General features: G+C 39.6%; 13 protein-coding genes. 4 read left to right on the top strand and 9 right to left on the bottom strand.

Annotated elements, in window-relative coordinates:
* Positions 1-24: 24 nt before the first annotated feature.
* The 5 genes from IEV74_RS11215 to IEV74_RS11195 form a co-directional block, all read right to left on the bottom strand.
* The gene (locus IEV74_RS11215; protein WP_188455481.1) at positions 25-954 is read right to left on the bottom strand and encodes an ROK family protein; all 930 of its coding nucleotides are present in this window, start codon (positions 952-954) and stop codon (positions 25-27) included.
* A 74-nt stretch (positions 955-1,028) separates the two neighbouring features.
* On the bottom strand, positions 1,029-2,051 hold the full coding sequence (locus IEV74_RS11210; RefSeq protein ID WP_188455480.1) for a LacI family DNA-binding transcriptional regulator: 1,023 nt from the start codon (positions 2,049-2,051) through the stop codon (positions 1,029-1,031).
* A gap of 21 nt (positions 2,052-2,072) precedes the next feature.
* Positions 2,073-2,900, bottom strand: a complete 828-nt coding sequence (locus tag IEV74_RS11205; RefSeq protein WP_188455479.1) for a carbohydrate ABC transporter permease — start codon at positions 2,898-2,900, stop codon at positions 2,073-2,075.
* Positions 2,897-3,826: a carbohydrate ABC transporter permease gene (locus IEV74_RS11200; protein ID WP_188455478.1), complete on the bottom strand. Its 930-nt coding sequence runs from the start codon at positions 3,824-3,826 to the stop codon at positions 2,897-2,899. The genes IEV74_RS11205 and IEV74_RS11200 overlap by 4 nt, the downstream gene beginning before the upstream one ends.
* Positions 3,827-4,018: 192 nt before the next feature.
* Positions 4,019-5,311, bottom strand: a complete 1,293-nt coding sequence (locus tag IEV74_RS11195; RefSeq protein WP_188455477.1) for an ABC transporter substrate-binding protein — start codon at positions 5,309-5,311, stop codon at positions 4,019-4,021.
* A 547-nt stretch (positions 5,312-5,858) separates the two neighbouring features.
* On the opposite strand from IEV74_RS11195, the gene IEV74_RS11190 reads away from it, so the two are divergent.
* Both IEV74_RS11190 and IEV74_RS11185 read left to right on the top strand, forming a co-directional pair.
* On the top strand, positions 5,859-6,293 hold the full coding sequence (locus tag IEV74_RS11190; RefSeq protein ID WP_229683139.1) for a MarR family winged helix-turn-helix transcriptional regulator: 435 nt from the start codon (positions 5,859-5,861) through the stop codon (positions 6,291-6,293).
* Positions 6,290-6,865 (top strand): NADPH-dependent FMN reductase, encoded by a 576-nt coding sequence (locus tag IEV74_RS11185; protein WP_188455475.1) that lies wholly within the window; start codon positions 6,290-6,292, stop codon positions 6,863-6,865. Before IEV74_RS11190 ends, IEV74_RS11185 begins: the two co-directional genes overlap by 4 nt.
* 320 nt (positions 6,866-7,185) lie before the next feature.
* Here the strand turns inward: IEV74_RS11185 and IEV74_RS11180 are convergent, their stop codons facing one another.
* The 3 genes from IEV74_RS11180 to IEV74_RS11170 all read right to left on the bottom strand — a co-directional run bounded on the left by IEV74_RS11180 (position 7,186) and on the right by IEV74_RS11170 (position 9,914).
* Positions 7,186-7,767, bottom strand: coding sequence for a DUF1062 domain-containing protein (locus IEV74_RS11180; protein ID WP_188455474.1), 582 nt, complete (start codon positions 7,765-7,767; stop codon positions 7,186-7,188).
* A 471-nt stretch (positions 7,768-8,238) separates the two neighbouring features.
* A complete protein-coding gene (cudC, locus tag IEV74_RS11175; RefSeq protein ID WP_188455473.1) occupies positions 8,239-8,817 on the bottom strand; it encodes a choline uptake/conversion transcriptional regulator CudC in 579 nt (192 codons plus the stop codon).
* Between the two features lie 197 nt (positions 8,818-9,014).
* Complete coding sequence (locus tag IEV74_RS11170; protein WP_188455472.1) at positions 9,015-9,914, bottom strand: glycine betaine ABC transporter substrate-binding protein; 900 nt, start codon at positions 9,912-9,914, stop codon at positions 9,015-9,017.
* Between the two features lie 369 nt (positions 9,915-10,283).
* Here IEV74_RS11170 and betB point away from each other — a divergent pair, with 369 nt between their 5' ends.
* Both betB and betA read left to right on the top strand, forming a co-directional pair.
* Positions 10,284-11,741 carry a betaine-aldehyde dehydrogenase gene (gene betB / locus IEV74_RS11165; RefSeq protein ID WP_188455533.1) on the top strand — a complete coding sequence of 486 codons (1,458 nt, stop codon included), beginning with the start codon at positions 10,284-10,286 and terminating at the stop codon, positions 11,739-11,741.
* A gap of 353 nt (positions 11,742-12,094) precedes the next feature.
* Complete coding sequence (betA, locus tag IEV74_RS11160; RefSeq protein ID WP_188455471.1) at positions 12,095-13,774, top strand: choline dehydrogenase; 1,680 nt, start codon at positions 12,095-12,097, stop codon at positions 13,772-13,774.
* Positions 13,775-14,286: 512 nt separating this feature from the next.
* Here the strand turns inward: betA and IEV74_RS11155 are convergent.
* Positions 14,287-15,681, bottom strand: coding sequence for a DNA methyltransferase (locus IEV74_RS11155; RefSeq protein WP_188455470.1), 1,395 nt, complete (start codon positions 15,679-15,681; stop codon positions 14,287-14,289).
* Between the last annotated feature and the right edge of the window lie 125 nt (positions 15,682-15,806).

Here is a 15,806-nt window from a genome sequence, read left to right as displayed (position 1 = left end):
GTCCCCAATTTTGAAACAGTCGTATTACTGCCCGTTAACACGGGTTAAATCAGGATTAGAGAAAGCGTCCCCTTCTGTTTCACGAATGTACCCATAGACAGCACCTAGTAAATTAGAATGCTGGCGGAACTCACAGGTGTCGATGTTCGGTTTGATTTTCGATGCTTCAAGCTGATGTAAAATACCATCCAGCTTTTCGTTTATGTTATCAATCAGATCATCCCTGACACTGATACCGCCGCCTATTAGAATAATTTCTGGATCATAGATATATTGCAGGTTATAAATACCTAAAGCTAGTATTTGATAAAATTGATCGATAGCCTTGCTGCAAACCTCATCGCCAGCACTTGCCATCTCAAAAATAGCTTCACCTGTTAATTCATCCTTGTTCATGTTTTTCAGACGAGCTACCTTTTTAATCAATGCACCAGTTGCAGCAGTGCCGCTCCAAGTATCGTATCCAGTTGCCGAATCATACGGAAGCACCATGTATCCAAACTCGCCTCCATGAAGATTGGCACCTTTATGAATCAACCCATTCTTGATGACAGCACCGCCAATACCCGTTCCGATAACCATAACCAGAACGTCCTTTATCCCACGTGCTTTTCCTTTCCACACCTCGGCATAGCCTGCACAATTGGCGTCATTTTCCATATAGATGTGTACACCCAATCGATCCTTTATCAATTGTTTGATATTTGGCCCATGAAGATATGGAAGTGCACTTGTTCCGTAAATGACGCCAGATTCAGAAACAGCCCCAGGACAACTGATTGCGACACCCGCTGCATCGAGATGCTTTTGATAAAGCTCCTCCAGCAATTCCAGTAACCCATCCAAGGTTTTTGGTGTTTTTGTCTTATCCAATTCTACGATAGCTGCCTGTTCGTTGACTATTCCATATTTGATAAATGTGCCGCCTATATCAACAGCCAAATATTCTTTCATGTCTCCACCTCTTACGCTATATGTTTATTCCATGTTTGTCGTTATACCTTCTACCTGAAAATCCAGCCTGTTTATCACGCATGATTATCCATTAAGCAGGAATCCCGAATGACTAATTCTGGATCAACCTGCACGGAATTAGGTTCCGCGTCTTCATTAATTAAATCATGAAGCATATATGCTGCTAATTTACCCATTTTATCCTTATCCTGCTTGACCGTGGCCAGTGTTGGATCACTGTAGCGGCATGCTTCAATATCATCACAGCCAATGACCTTGATATCTACCGGGACACGAACACCCTTTTCCTTAAGTGCCCTTAATACACCTAATGCCATCATATCGGAAACTGCAAAAACAGCCTGCGGAACGGATGAGCCCGCCAATATGCGATTCATCGCCTGGTATCCGCTTTCTTCAAAGTAGTCACCATACTGGATCCACTCATCCTTTGTGTTCATGCCAAAAAGGTTCATTTGACGAATAAAGCTTTCTTTACGAATATTCGATACAACGGAGTACTCAGGACCACCGATAAAGGCAACATCCTTAATCGCGTTCAAATACAGATGGGTCACAACCTGTTCCGAGACCTTATTATTATCAGTTGTCACATAGCTTGAGTTCGGACCGCTTAACGCAATGTCAATCCCAACACACGGAATATGACTTTTATCCAGTTCAAGTGTAGCCTCCTCAATGCGGTCCCCAGCAATAATTAAACAGCCATTCAGCTGATAATGATTACACCGCGCCAAATAATCCTGCTTATCCCGGCTGAATTTGTTGTTGGAAAAAACAAGGATATCGTAGCCAAGATTTCCGACCGCATTTTTAAATGAATTTACAACATCATTAAAAAATGGATGGTTCATTTCGGCATTAATATTTCCGGCATAGATTAATCCAATCAGATTGGACTTTTTTGTTGCTAATGATCTTGCGGAAAAAGTAGGTTGATAGCCTGTTTGTTCAATAATTTCATTTACTTTTTCAATTGTTTGCTGACTGATGTTTCCTGTTTGATTAATTACCTTTGAAACGGTTCCAGGTGAAACATTAGCAAGTTTTGCAATATCTTTAATGGTAAGTTTCATAACATTCCCTCATGTCTGCGTCTATTTAACTGAACCCTCTGTAATACTAGCGATAAATAATTTATTAAACATCAAGAACACAATAACTAAAGGAATCGTTGCCCAAAATACGCCAGACAGAATCATCCCAAAGTCTACATTGCTCGTTGTGTTCATGGAAGAGAGGGCTACCTGTATTGTATACATATCTGGGTCCCTAAGAACAGTAAATTGCCATAAAAATTCTCCCCAGGTTGCCGTAAAGACAATAATTCCTAATGTTGCAAAGGCAGGCAGGATAATTGGGAGAACAATACTTCGGAAAATACGGAAATTAGAGCAGCCATCCAATTTGGCAGCTTCAATCAATTCATCGGAAACAGACTGTGAAATATACTGCCTCATCAAGAAAATTCCAAGAGGGTTCAGGAAAAAGATAACCATCGCACCAAATAGCGTATCTAACAGCCCGAACTTCGCCACTAAATAATATTGCGGGATCAAGCCAAGCTGGGGCGGTATGATCATCGTTAATAAAATCGACACAAACAATATATTCTTTCCGGGAAACTTAAATTTCGCAAAGGCAAAACCAGCTAATGAACTAATTAATAAAACTACTAATGTAACGACTAAGCACATTATCAATGTATTAAACATTGCCCCGAAGAACGGGATTTTTTCCAATACCTTTTGAAAGTTTTCCACCAATTGATCCCCTGGTGTTAACGTTGGGGGAATCGAATTGTATGCCGCACTTGGCCTTGTTGCCATCACAAACATCCAGTAAAACGGGAATACGGAAAGGAAAGCCGCAACAATTAAAAACAGATACACGAAAAATCGGCCCAGTTTAAAATTCTTTATCATGACTTCATCCCCTTTCCTTTACCGCGAACCCCCGATGTTAAATAGGTATTGATAGCAGAAGCGACAACAATAATGAATAGTAAAATTACTGCTGTAGCAGAACCTGTTCCAAAGGATTGCAAGCTGAACGCATCACGATACAAATACATAACAACCGTCATCGCCTCTGTTCTGCTAAATGCACTGGAACCCAAGAACACGGTTGGCTCTGTGAACAATTGCAGTGCCCCAACAGTCGAGAAGAATACAGTCAGCACAATGAACGGCTTTAACAGCGGAATCGTAATGTAACGCAATTGCTGTAATATACTGGCACCATCAATTCGTGCAGCTTCATACAAGTCTTTCGGAATGCTTTGCAGCCCTGCTAAATAAATGATCGTATTATAGCCGATCCAGCGCCAGAAAACCATAATGGAAATAGCAATCTTTGCACCCCATTCACTTGTTTTCCATGCCACCGAATCCATCCCAAATAAATTTAAGATATAATTGGCCAGGGCTGTGTCATTGCTGCTGAAAAACACGCCAAACACGAGGGCGACAGCTACCATCGATGTAATATAAGGTAAAAATACCATGGCTCGGAATGTATTTTTAAACTTAAGATAGGCCTGGTTTAAAATAAACGCCAATATAATTCCAACAATAATCTGCGGTGCCGTACCCATAATTCCCATTACAACGGTATTGTAAAGCGACTTCCAAAAGATCGGATCCTGCAATACAACGGTAAAGTTATGCAGCCCGACAAATGACATTTCCCCTAAGCCATTCCATTTTTGAAATGCGAGATACAAACTAAATATAGCCGGATAAAGCCCAATAATGGCAAAAATAATAAAGAAGGGCGAAATATATAAATATGCACTTATTTTATCCTTCGTTGCTTCAGAACGATATTTCCTTTTGCGAGTAAAGGCCATTGACTCCCCTTCCTTTCTATAAGAAAAACTTAGGCATCCCCCGGGCCTTCACAGCGAATACCATCGTTGCGCCTACGCAGCTGCATGCTAAGAACACCCGTACAACTATTTGCAGATCAGTCCATTCTGCTAAATGACATTGATGTGGCAGGAGAGACCGCCACATCAATGCATCTGCTGCTTTCAAACAACTTATCTGCTAATAAGCGCTTTAATTCGTTCTACCGCAGCATCCCATTCATCATCAGGGTCTCCATCCTGCTGCTGCACATTACTCAAGGCATTTAGGATTTCATCATTAGCTGCTTTGTATTTTGGTCCTTTGTAAATAAAGCTAATATCCTCTGCTGCATTCGCAAAATACTGTGCTGTACTTTGACCGCCAAAGAACTCGTCTTCTGTATTCTTGAATTCTTCCATTTCATATACAACTGGTGATGAAGGGAATAGCCCCGCCTCACTCGTGAATGATTTTAATTGACTGTCAGGAGATACTAGCCATTTCGCGAATTCATATGCTTCTTCCGCATGCTCCGTTTCTTTAGGAATAGCTATATAAGAACCACCCCAGTTACCAGCGAATTCTTTAGGTAATGTTGCGATGCGGAACTTGCCAGATGCATCAGGGGCATTGTCCAGCATCCATCCTTTTAGCCATGCTGCGCCTAGCTCAACCGCGAAGTCACCATTGTTTACAGCGTTACCCCACTCTGGCGTCCACATCGTATATTCGCCGACAAGGCCAAGTTCATTTAACTCGACTGCTAAATCGTATGCCTTTCTGACAGCGTTTCCATCGTTTTCAATCAATAGGTTACCGTCTTTATCAAAGAAACTTTCCTCAGCTCCATCGATGACTGCGCGATATGCCATTTCCATGCTATCTAATAATGGTTTGCCGGTTTTCTCTTTTATTTGTTTTCCAGCTTCAATGAAGTCATCTTTCGTTTGAATTAAAGCCTCAACCCCATCTGGTTCTGTTGGCAGACCAGCTTCTTCAAACAAATCTGTGCGATAAAACATAGCCTTTGGTCCAATATCTGTTGGCAATCCAAACAAGAAGTCACCATCACTGTTCTCACCTATTTGCCATTTCCATTCTAAGTACTGATCCTGAACCTCATCGGCACCCATATCATATAAGTTTACGAATCTATCCTGTGCTTCTTTAAATCTATCTAATTGATCAATTTCCAGCATGGCAATATCAGGTGCACCGCTGCCAGCCGATAATGAAGTAAATAAGCTGTTGTGATGATCATCTGTTTCGGATGTTTTCACTTTAATTTTTACGCCAGGATGATCTTTTTCGTATTCCTTAGCTAAATCTTCATAATTCGTGGCACCAAACACCCAGAAATCTAATGTAACATCGCCATCGCCATCTTCACTCCCACTCGCCTCATCATCACCACTGCAGGCAGCAAGGGAAAAGACCAGTGCAAACAGAACACCAAACAACAATACCAATTTGCTTTTCTTCATTAAAAATTACCCCCGTTTTTTAATTTAATATGTGACTGGATAAATCCTCGATGGTCTATAGGTATTCGCTTCATACACCTCCTTGGTTTATGTAATTTGTCAGGTTAAAATCAACACATTTAGGAAAGCGGTTTCGTAACTTGGTAAACAAAAAGCATTAACCACATTAGGAAAACGCTTTCTTTTTCTCATTATATTGCTTGAATTTATAAAAATCAATATAAATTTGCAAAAATTATACAATTTAAAGAAATCGGTTTCCTTATTGCTTGTGTAAACCCTTGGAAAACCTGCATCCGATCAAAAAATGCCGGCATTAGAGGTGGCTTACTTCCAGTGTTTATGTATGATTGCCTGTGTCAGAATTAAAAAGAAACTTTAAATGAAGAGAATTCCTTCCAAAATGGCGTTGGGTGAATGGATAAGTATCCTGCCGGCGACAATAATTACAAGGACAAACCTATTGATTTGACAAATTATATTACTTAAATTAATGTTGACATATCAACGTTGTATAGTCAACAAGTTTAAAGGAGGGTTTGTTTTATTGAATCTGGATGATAATGTTGGAATTTTAATTCATAATGCTGATTTGACTATCACTAGTTGTGTTAGGAAACATTTAGAGCCATTCAATCTTGCCCCAGAGCAAAATCTAATTATGATGATGCTATGGAACCAGGATGGTATTTCACCTAACGAAATTGTATTAAGGCTTAATAAGGACAAAGCTAACATCGCACGTATGATTACGAGTTTAGAGAAAAAGGGATTTATTAAAAAAGTTAGTGATCCTATCGATAAACGCACATTTAAAGTACATTTAACAGATGAGGGCAAACAACTTGCCAATTTAGTTTTGCCGGCTCAACAAAAAATACGCGAAACGTTAACTAAGGGTATGTCTAGAGAAGAAATTAACGAGCTGCAAAAACTTATCACAAAAATTATTCATAACGTAGTAGGAGATAATAAATCATGAACATTGTTACAATAGTCGGAAGCATACGAAAAGAATCTTATAACATGCAACTAGCGAAAACCATTCAAGAACGTTACAACACGATAATGAATATGGAGTTTGCCGATATTCGTTCCCTTCCCCATTTTGACCAGGATGAAGAAAACAATCCACCAGAGTCTGTAAGGAAATTCAAAGAGTCCATTGCAAATGCAGATGGGGTTATCATCATCACACCCGAATACAATTGGTCGATCCCCGGTGTGTTAAAAAATGCCATCGATTGGGCTTCCAGAGTCGATAAGGTTTTCGTCGGTAAACCAGTTATGGCCGCTGGCGTCAGCATTGGCATGGCAGGAACACTTCGAGCACAGCTAAACCTGCGTGAAATTCTTACAGGTATTCAGGCGAATTTACTTCCACCAAGTGGTAATGAGGTACTGATTAATTTTGCGCCTCAGAAATTTGATGATCAAGCAGGTCGGTTAACGGATGAGATGACCCTCGCATTTCTGGATACTGTCATGGACAAGTTTGGTGAATTTGTAAGATCGTCCAAAAATGCCCAATTACAAGGAAGTTATATGGGGTAGTATTGGGAAACTGCATTTATAGTTAGTACGTTAAAATTTCGGTTTTTCTATATAAGAGGCAAAAAAATGAGCCTGGGACAAAAGTGTTTTAACCAAAATAAATTCCGAACATAGTTGGTGCATACATACCGCTACGGTAATACACTACGCTTTCCGCGGGCGCTGCTGAGCCTACTCCGAGCTATCGCTCTACGTAGTCTCACCTAGGCTTTTCATCCCGCAGGAGTCTCCGTGTATTTCCTTCGCTAGTATGGTGAAATGTTCGGCTTTGGATTAAACAATTTAGTTATGTCCCAGCCTCTTATTTTATTCGGAATACGCTAACCAAATACCCTTCGATTACCTTTGACTGTTATTTGTAAATCATCTATAACTTTATCTTTCATAGAAACAGTTGGATATAGCAAAAACGTTTCTTCCTTTGCCATTTTGCTTACTTTCGATCTTGAAATATCCAATATTTCTGCCAGCAGTTTATCTATTCTAAGACCAAAATCATATTTACAGCAAATTCTGATTGTCGCTTCATCGGAAACTGATTCGGACTTTTCCTTTCTTACCTCATAATTGATGTCGTTTTTCACAGCATCACATAATTTCCGTAATTTACTGATTTGAAAGGCGTGATGCCAAATTGTCTCTTTATCATTATTCATATACTTTTGATGCAGTATTGGATCGATTCGATTTACATTTAACCTTGATAATATAGGGCAATTCCATGTACCTTCACAGTGTATACACTTATAAATGAGCCAAATATCAACTATTTTCTGATTTGCATTTACCCTGAATTTATCACTGCAAAAGTATTCCGTGCTTCGCTTACAATTCCTGCAATTCCGTATTACGTTAGGTGTTTCCTGTGCAACAATCTCATACGTAACAGCATTTAAACTCATAACCCGCTCCTCCAATTTATCCAGAGGAACGCCAATAATAGCTGAAGGGAGAATAATTTCCATCAAAAAAAGCGGAATACCATACAGGTATCCCGCTTGGAATTAATACAACAGATTATCCCGCGTTCCCTGTAATGGCTAAAAATAGGCACACTTCTCCCGTTAATGAACAACCTTGTTCAAAAAAAGAAATGTACAATTTAATTACGTAACCATTACAAGTATGTTGGCAAACCCGATTCCACCTTCCGTACTTCTCCTATTTAGAATTATACAATAATTCAAATCGATGTCAATACCCCGCCCCAGAAGAGCCGGAGCAGAGTAAGATAACCCAAAAAAGGATCAGCCCCTACAACACGAATACGTTAGCGGTAAGGGACTGATCCTTTCAAATTATGGAGATCATCACAGTACATGACCCGATTTTACATACCTGCCAGTTAATTCTAATCGACAGCATTATGATAACTACTCTTTTTCATCAGTATCTTCAACGGGTATATAATTATATATCTCGCCAGATTTAGTAAGTTTAGTAAGCTTGTCCAGCCAATGATAATAGATCATGGCATCATCGAGCTGCTTATAATGCAACATGGCTTTTTCCCGCAATGCTTCATCCGCCTCACTATTTTCAATCACCTCATTGAGCTGTTCCTGGGCCTTCTGAATACTAACCAAAAACATACTCACTTCACGTTCCCATTTTGCACCGAAGAATTGAGTGAAGTAATTGAAGAAGTTCTTTTCAGCCATGAATGAATCTTTTCTCGAGCCTTTCTGCCATACCTTTTGAACGATATTGATTTCCTGAAGCTTTCTGACAGATGTACTCATGCTTGGTTTACTCATACCGAGTGCATCTTTCATTTCGTCAAGGGTGATTGGCTTATGTTTAAAATACATGGTTGCGTACAGACGTCCCACTGAAGGGGTAACACCATAAAGATCCATCGTTTCTGAAATCGTATTGATCATCATACTTTCAGCTTGATCGATTTTCTCTTTGGCTTTTTCATTCGTAAAGTTATTCCGGTTTCCTTCCATTGTGGCACCTCTTTTGTGTGGAAAATAGAGCAAGTTGCTGTTAAATTGATTCATAATAAATTTAATATATTTTTATTTTATAATTAAAATTGCTAAGATGCAACACAAATTCAGCAACAGCATACTGCTTACATATAAAGCATTTTTCATGGAAAAGAGACGATTCTCTTATGGAGTATCCTCTCTTTTACTTTCGTTTACTTCATCCATTTTTCAATGACATCCTGGTTATCTTTCACCCATTTTTCCGCGCCTTTAATAGGATTGTCTTTGTTTTCTTTGATGTTAATCATTAATTCACCAAGCTGCTCGTCGCTTAATTTAAAGTTTTTCAGCCAATTGCTGACTTTTTCATTGTCTGAGTCAAATCCTTCGCGGGTTGCCATATAAATTTTCTCCACTTCGCCAAACCCTTTTTTCGGGTCTTCCAGGAATTTTAAGTCCACTTCAGAAAATACATAATGTGGTTTCCATAGCGGTGCAACGATCGGTTCTTTTTCCTTAACCGCTTTCTTAATGGATGAAATCATTGCTGCCGTACTGCTCCCTACCAAATCATAGTCAAGACCGTATTCCTCAATTACATCCTGCGTTACGAGCATTGTTCCTGCCCCAGACTCAAACCCTATAATTTCGCTATTGAATTTATCCTTGTTTTCATTTAAATCTTCAATGCTGTTCACATCTTCCATATACGTTGGAACAGCCAATCCGACCTTCCCATTCTCATACCACGGATTTTCGAAAAAATTAGCTTGATCTTTGTACTTTTCAAAATAACTTTTATCTTGCACTGGCAACCAAATTTCCGGTGCCACATCTAAATCTCCTGAAGCTAGAGCTGCCATCTGCGGACCCATTTCGAGAAGCTTTAATTCCACGTTATACCCTTCGTCTTCCAGAACAGCCTTCCACAAATTTGTTACTGCAATATTTTCTGGCCAGTTAATCTGACCGATCGTGATGTTCCCTTTGCTTTCATTCGAATCACCCGTTGTATTATCCGAACCTTCACTATCACCGGAAGAACCGCAAGCTGCTAGTACAAAAAGTAGTAAGGTAAATAAAATTAATTGACTCATTCTGCGAAAATTCATTACTTGTCAAACACCTTTCTGAAATTTATTCTGGCAAACATTTATTACGAAACATACACTTTTGCCAAGAGCGCTTCGATTACTAATTTCGCCTCCTTTTATTAAATAAAATAAATGCGTTTAATATTTTTTAAATATATTTACTCTATGTAATAGGTTAACGAAAGATTTTATTTTGTCAAATGTGAATATTTCGTTCATCTTGTTTCATTGTTGTCTAGCCAGGGGATAGAACCATTTCGTTTTATTTCAGCGTTTGACAAGTAAATCATCGTACTGTTACGATTATTATTAATAATGTTTAATTTTTATTTAACAAATTTAACAATATCATTATAGTGAAGGAGTGATGAGTTGAACTTACAAAGAATGTATATAAATGGTGAGTGGGTGAACGCTAAATCCGGAGAAACACGAGATATCATTAACCCTTATAATCAAGAAATCATTGCGACTGCTGCAGAAGGAAACGAAGCAGATACGCAAGCAGCCATTCAAGCAGCAAGGATCGCATTTGATGAAGGCAGCTGGAGCACATTACCTGCAAGTGTTCGTGGTGAGCTTGTTTACAGCATAGGTACATTGATTCGGCGGGATTTGCAAGAGCTAGCTGAATTGGAGACGTTGGATACGGGTAAAACAGTCGAAGAAAGCCGTGCTGATATGGCAGACATCGCAAACGTATTCTTTTACTTCGGTGGTTTAGCGGATAAAGATGGCGGTGAAGTCATTGCCTCGCCGATACCAAACAGTGAAAGCAAAGTTGTTCGCGAGCCAGTCGGTGTCTGTGGTCAAATCACACCATGGAATTATCCTTTGTTACAAGCCGCATGGAAGATTGCACCGGCATTGGCAGCAGGCAACACGATTGTTATAAAACCGAGTGAAATCACACCATTAACAACAGTGAAAGTCTTTGAACTAATCGAAGAGGTTGGCATACCAAAGGGTGTAGCGAACTTAGTGCTCGGTTCCGGAGTTTCTGCTGGTGCAGAGCTAGCTGCCAGTCGAGACGTTGATTTAATTTCATTCACCGGCGGCATTGAAACTGGAAAAACAATCATGCAGGCAGCGAGTCATAATGTGAAAAAAATCGCACTTGAACTCGGCGGAAAGAACCCAAATATCGTTTTTGCCGATGCTGATTTTGAAACTGCGGTTGATCAGGCGTTAAATGCTGTGTTTTTCCACGCGGGACAGGTTTGCTCTGCGGGATCAAGGCTATTAGTTGAAGAAAGCATCCATGATGAATTCGTTGACGCACTCATTGAACGAACGAAGCAAATCAAATTAGGCAATGGTTTTGATGAAAATACACAAAGCGGCCCAATGATCTCTGCAGATCACCGTGCGAAGGTTGAAAGCTATGTGGAAATAGGTAAAGAAGAAGGTGCCAAACTAGCTGTTGGCGGAAAGCGTCCGGATGATCCTGAATTGCAAAATGGCTTTTTCTATTTACCTACTATATTTACAAACTGTACAAGTGATATGCGCATCGTCCAGGAAGAGGTATTCGGTCCGGTATTGACAGTAGAAACATTCCAGACCAAAGAAGAAGCTGTCAGATTAGCGAACGATACGATTTATGGTTTGGCTGGAGCCGTCTGGACACAGGATTTAAATAAAGCAGAATTTGTCGCGGTGCGCTTAAGAATGGGTACTGTTTGGATCAATGACTTCCATCCTTATTTTGCACAAGCACCGTGGGGTGGCTATAAGCAATCAGGCATTGGCCGTGAACTTGGCCGCGAAGGTATGGCGGAATATACTGAGGTTAAGCATATTTATCGCAACAAACAGCCTGAACCTATTAAATGGTTTAACTAAATCTGATGTAGTAAATCTATTCTTTATAATCAATAGCTCTATGCCTTCTTTAACGGAAAGGTTTAGAGCTATATTTTGAGTTTATTTCAACATGTGCCTTGTACTTGTTCCGAAAACTTGAGTACTAAACCAAGATTTACAAGTTTAAAGGAACATGTTATGTTTATACTATTCCGTTTGTTAAAAATATATTTAATAAATTAAACAAAGCCTATACAGTCAAAGAAGATAAAGTTGTTTGCCAGATTGCTAGATTTATTGAAAACAAAAAATTTCTGCCAATCATGTCAACAACGATAGACGACTTTTTGATCAATGTATTCCATTTAACAATCTTTAAGGAGGTATTTCAGATGAATCAAACATACGATTATGTAATTGTAGGCGGAGGCAGTGCAGGTTCTGTACTCGGCAACCGTCTAAGCATAGATGAAAATAGCAGTGTACTTGTTCTTGAAGCAGGGCGAAATGATTATTTTTGGGATTTATTTATTCAAATGCCGGCAGCTTTGATGTACCCATCAGGCAACCGCTTCTATGACTGGATTTATTCCACAGATCCTGAGCCTTATATGGATGGACGTCGTGTCGCGCATGCTCGGGGGAAAGTGCTTGGAGGATCAAGCTCCATCAATGGCATGATATACCAACGCGGCAACCCGATGGACTACGATCGGTGGGGATCTGAACCGGGCATGGAAAATTGGGATTATGCCCATTGTCTTCCGTATTTTAAACGATTGGAAACAGCCTTTGGAGCGGATTCATCTGATACGTACCGCGGTCACCATGGTCCAATTAAATTAAAACGTGGACCTGCGACGAATCCCTTATTCCAGGCATTTTTCGATGCAGGTGTTGAGGCTGGTTACTCTAGAACACCAGATGTAAACGGTTTTCGTCAAGAAGGCTTTGGTCCATTTGACAGCCAGGTGCATAACGGAAGACGGGTTTCTGCTTCACGAGCATATTTACGTCCAGCAATGAAACGCAAAAACCTTACAGTAGAGACGCGTGCCTTTGTTACGAGTATCAATTTTGATGGTACCAGAGCACAGGGTGTAACCTACCAAAAGAATGGAAAAACCTATCATGTTAACGCGGGAGAAGTGATTCTTTCCGGTGGTGCATTCAACACACCACAGCTACTACAATTGTCCGGTGTAGGTGACGCTGACCATTTACGCTCACTTGGCATTGATCCAGTCCTTGACTTGCCAGGTGTAGGTGAAAACCTGGAGGATCATCTCGAAGTATATATTCAGCACGCTTGTCCGCAGCCAGTTTCCATGCAGCCTAGCTTAAATAAAGCTAAAATGCCTTGGATCGGCTTGCAATGGCTGCTTGGACGCACTGGACCGGCAGCATCGAACCATTTTGAAGGCGGCGGATTCGTCCGTTCGAATGATGAAGTTGATTATCCAAATCTGATGTTCCACTTCCTGCCGCTTGCAGTTCGATATGATGGGCAAAAGGCAGATACGAAGCATGGATTCCAGGTGCACGTTGGACCGATGTATTCCAACTCCAGAGGAAGCCTAAAAATCCGTTCACGTAACCCTTTTGAGCATCCAAGTATCGTATGTAACTATCTGTCTACTGAAGAAGATCGACGCGAATGGATTGAAGCAATACGCGTTTCACGGGAAATCCTTTCTCAGCCAGCGTTAGCGCCTTACAGTACGGGTGAGATTTCACCTGGACCATCTGTTCAAACAGATGAGGAAATTCTGGAGTGGGTAAAGAAGGACGCCGAAACAGCACTTCATCCATCTTGCACGGCAAAAATGGGACCTGCCTCCGATCCAATGGCAGTCGTTGACCCAGAGACCATGAAAGTTCATGGCCTGGACAATGTACGGGTAGTTGATGCATCTGCAATGCCGCATACAACAAATGGAAATATCCATGCACCGGTATTGATGCTAGCGGAAAAAGCAGCCGATATTATCCGTGGACAAAGACCAATGAAGCCCGAGTATAAAGATTATTACCGGCATGGTGTTCACCCGGCAGACGCGGGTACGGTTTGAGTGAAGCGAGGGTGGTGAAGCAAGGGGACGGTTCCTGTGGCTTGAAGCAGAGGGACGGTTCCTGTGCTTCCTTATTAGATTTACCCCACGTTTGATAAGTACATGTAAAAGGCCCAACGACTTTTGAAGTTTCGTTGGGCCTATAATGATATTGACAAAGCTAGTTGCCAAGTAATCTTCAAGCTGAATTTACTCATTGTGCGGTTCACCGTTATATTTAAGAGAAAAAAAGAGGCATTGGAATTATTTTCAATACCTTCATTACTAAATTATTGCTTTTTAGGGTTTAATAGCGGGTTTTAATTGTATATTGATTTACTTTGAGTATTGCGGATGACTTTTACCGAATGTGCGTTTCTTTTTACCACTCATTGCAAAAGAATATACCAGAGTGCAGAGGAATTTACCAGTGTATTCATTTAAGTTTGATTGCTAATCTTTTCTGTCTATTACATCGCCTTAATCATCCCTAACTTGAAAACAATAAGTACCTATTAAAAAAGAATGGTTAATTAGCTTGGAAAAATATTAAATGGCATTATTTTATGAGATAATAAATCCTTCACCTCAACTATCCTTATTTTCGGAAAATCATTACCCTTATAATCTGTAAAAAAACCACTCCTAGCCGCTTCGACTACCATATTTCTTGTAGGTGGTCTTAAGGAAACAAATACCCCCATATCAGCGGACTCATAATCAATAACGGTATTTAATTCTCTTATATCCTTAACAGACACTTTGCCGCTCTTGACTTGTATAATAGACTTCCTTAAATTTCCTTCTTTCCCATTTTCAAAATACCTAATGCCATCAATACCACCATCCGCGCCTTTCGTTATTGAGTTATAATCCTCTTTATAATTCATCCCTAAAAGCGAAAGTGCCCATATCTGAAATTGAAATCTATTTGTTTTTGCTAATTCTTCTGCTCCTTCTATATCAACTGGTTCGCCTTGAATATTAAAATCGGCTAGCAACCCAAATTCGTCAATTAATCTATCTTTTATTGTTGTTATTGCTATATGGGTTATATCAATTCCAATCCATTTCCTGCCTAGTTTTTCAGCGGCTACAACTGCAGTACCACAACCACAAAATGGATCCAAAATTACATCACCTGGGTTAGAACTTGCAGAAATGATTCTTTCCAATAACTTTAAGGGTTTCTGGGTTGGGTACCCTACTCTTTCTTTTGATGTTGGGGTTAAAGCAGGTATATCCCACCAATCCTCTGGAATTTTCCCGTTTGGATTAGGCTTATATAGTTTACCGTTTACTAGATTACCGCCATTATTCTTATTGTTAATATAACCACCAGTACCCTCATAAGATACCCGAACATCATCAGCATTAAATGTGTATTCTTTATTCTTTGCATAAAAGTAGATTGTATCGTGTTTTTTTGCAAAATTTCTTTTTCCTCTTCCCCCTTGCCTGTAACACCAAATAATTTCATTTTCAAAGTTTTTAAATCCAAAAACTGCATCTAATAACAGTTTTAAATAGTGAGAGGCGGATGGATCACAATGTAGAAATAAGACCCCATTTGGTTTCAAGACCCTATACATTTCTAATAATCTAGGTGCCATCATAGTTAAATAAGCCAACATTTGGTTAGTCCCTAAAAATTGTCTCATTGAAATTAGAAAGTTTGATACGAGATGGTTATTATAATATTTTATTGTTTCTAAATATAATTTTTCGGCATCATTATTCCAATACCAAGTATCTTCAAACACTTTAATTTGTGCAGATGATCTCTCACCGTCCTTATTAGTAAATATCTGATTGTAATCTCTATTGCTATTGAATGGAGGATCTAAATATATTAAATCAACTGCTTCATTTCTTATTTCACTTTTAATTACAGATAAATTATCACCAAAATACAATAAATTAGTCATTGTGCCACCCCTTTAGTGGTACAAGATATGCATTGGGTAGCTTGTCTTATAACATAAAAAGTCATTAACATTTTGGAAATTATTCAAAGTTATACGTGCGGAGAAGAACCCAAGGGAGAATAATT

This window comes from Virgibacillus oceani, from assembly GCF_014638995.1.
In the GTDB taxonomy this organism is placed as follows: Bacteria; Bacillota; Bacilli; order Bacillales; family Amphibacillaceae; genus Virgibacillus_E; species Virgibacillus_E oceani.
This window is presented reverse-complemented; position numbering and strand designations above follow the sequence as displayed.

Coding starts and splice junctions, on each gene's coding strand:
- IEV74_RS11215 (WP_188455481.1), bottom strand. CDS start 954: ATGAAAGAATATTTGGCTGTTGATATAGGCGGCACATTTATCAAATAT.
- IEV74_RS11210 (WP_188455480.1), bottom strand. CDS start 2,051: ATGAAACTTACCATTAAAGATATTGCAAAACTTGCTAATGTTTCACCT.
- IEV74_RS11205 (WP_188455479.1), bottom strand. CDS start 2,900: ATGATAAAGAATTTTAAACTGGGCCGATTTTTCGTGTATCTGTTTTTA.
- IEV74_RS11200 (WP_188455478.1), bottom strand. CDS start 3,826: ATGGCCTTTACTCGCAAAAGGAAATATCGTTCTGAAGCAACGAAGGAT.
- IEV74_RS11195 (WP_188455477.1), bottom strand. CDS start 5,311: ATGAAGAAAAGCAAATTGGTATTGTTGTTTGGTGTTCTGTTTGCACTG.
- IEV74_RS11185 (WP_188455475.1), top strand. CDS start 6,290: ATGAACATTGTTACAATAGTCGGAAGCATACGAAAAGAATCTTATAAC.
- IEV74_RS11180 (WP_188455474.1), bottom strand. CDS start 7,767: ATGAGTTTAAATGCTGTTACGTATGAGATTGTTGCACAGGAAACACCT.
- cudC (WP_188455473.1), bottom strand. CDS start 8,817: ATGGAAGGAAACCGGAATAACTTTACGAATGAAAAAGCCAAAGAGAAA.
- IEV74_RS11170 (WP_188455472.1), bottom strand. CDS start 9,914: ATGAATTTTCGCAGAATGAGTCAATTAATTTTATTTACCTTACTACTT.
- betB (WP_188455533.1), top strand. CDS start 10,284: ATGTATATAAATGGTGAGTGGGTGAACGCTAAATCCGGAGAAACACGA.
- betA (WP_188455471.1), top strand. CDS start 12,095: ATGAATCAAACATACGATTATGTAATTGTAGGCGGAGGCAGTGCAGGT.
- IEV74_RS11155 (WP_188455470.1), bottom strand. CDS start 15,681: ATGACTAATTTATTGTATTTTGGTGATAATTTATCTGTAATTAAAAGT.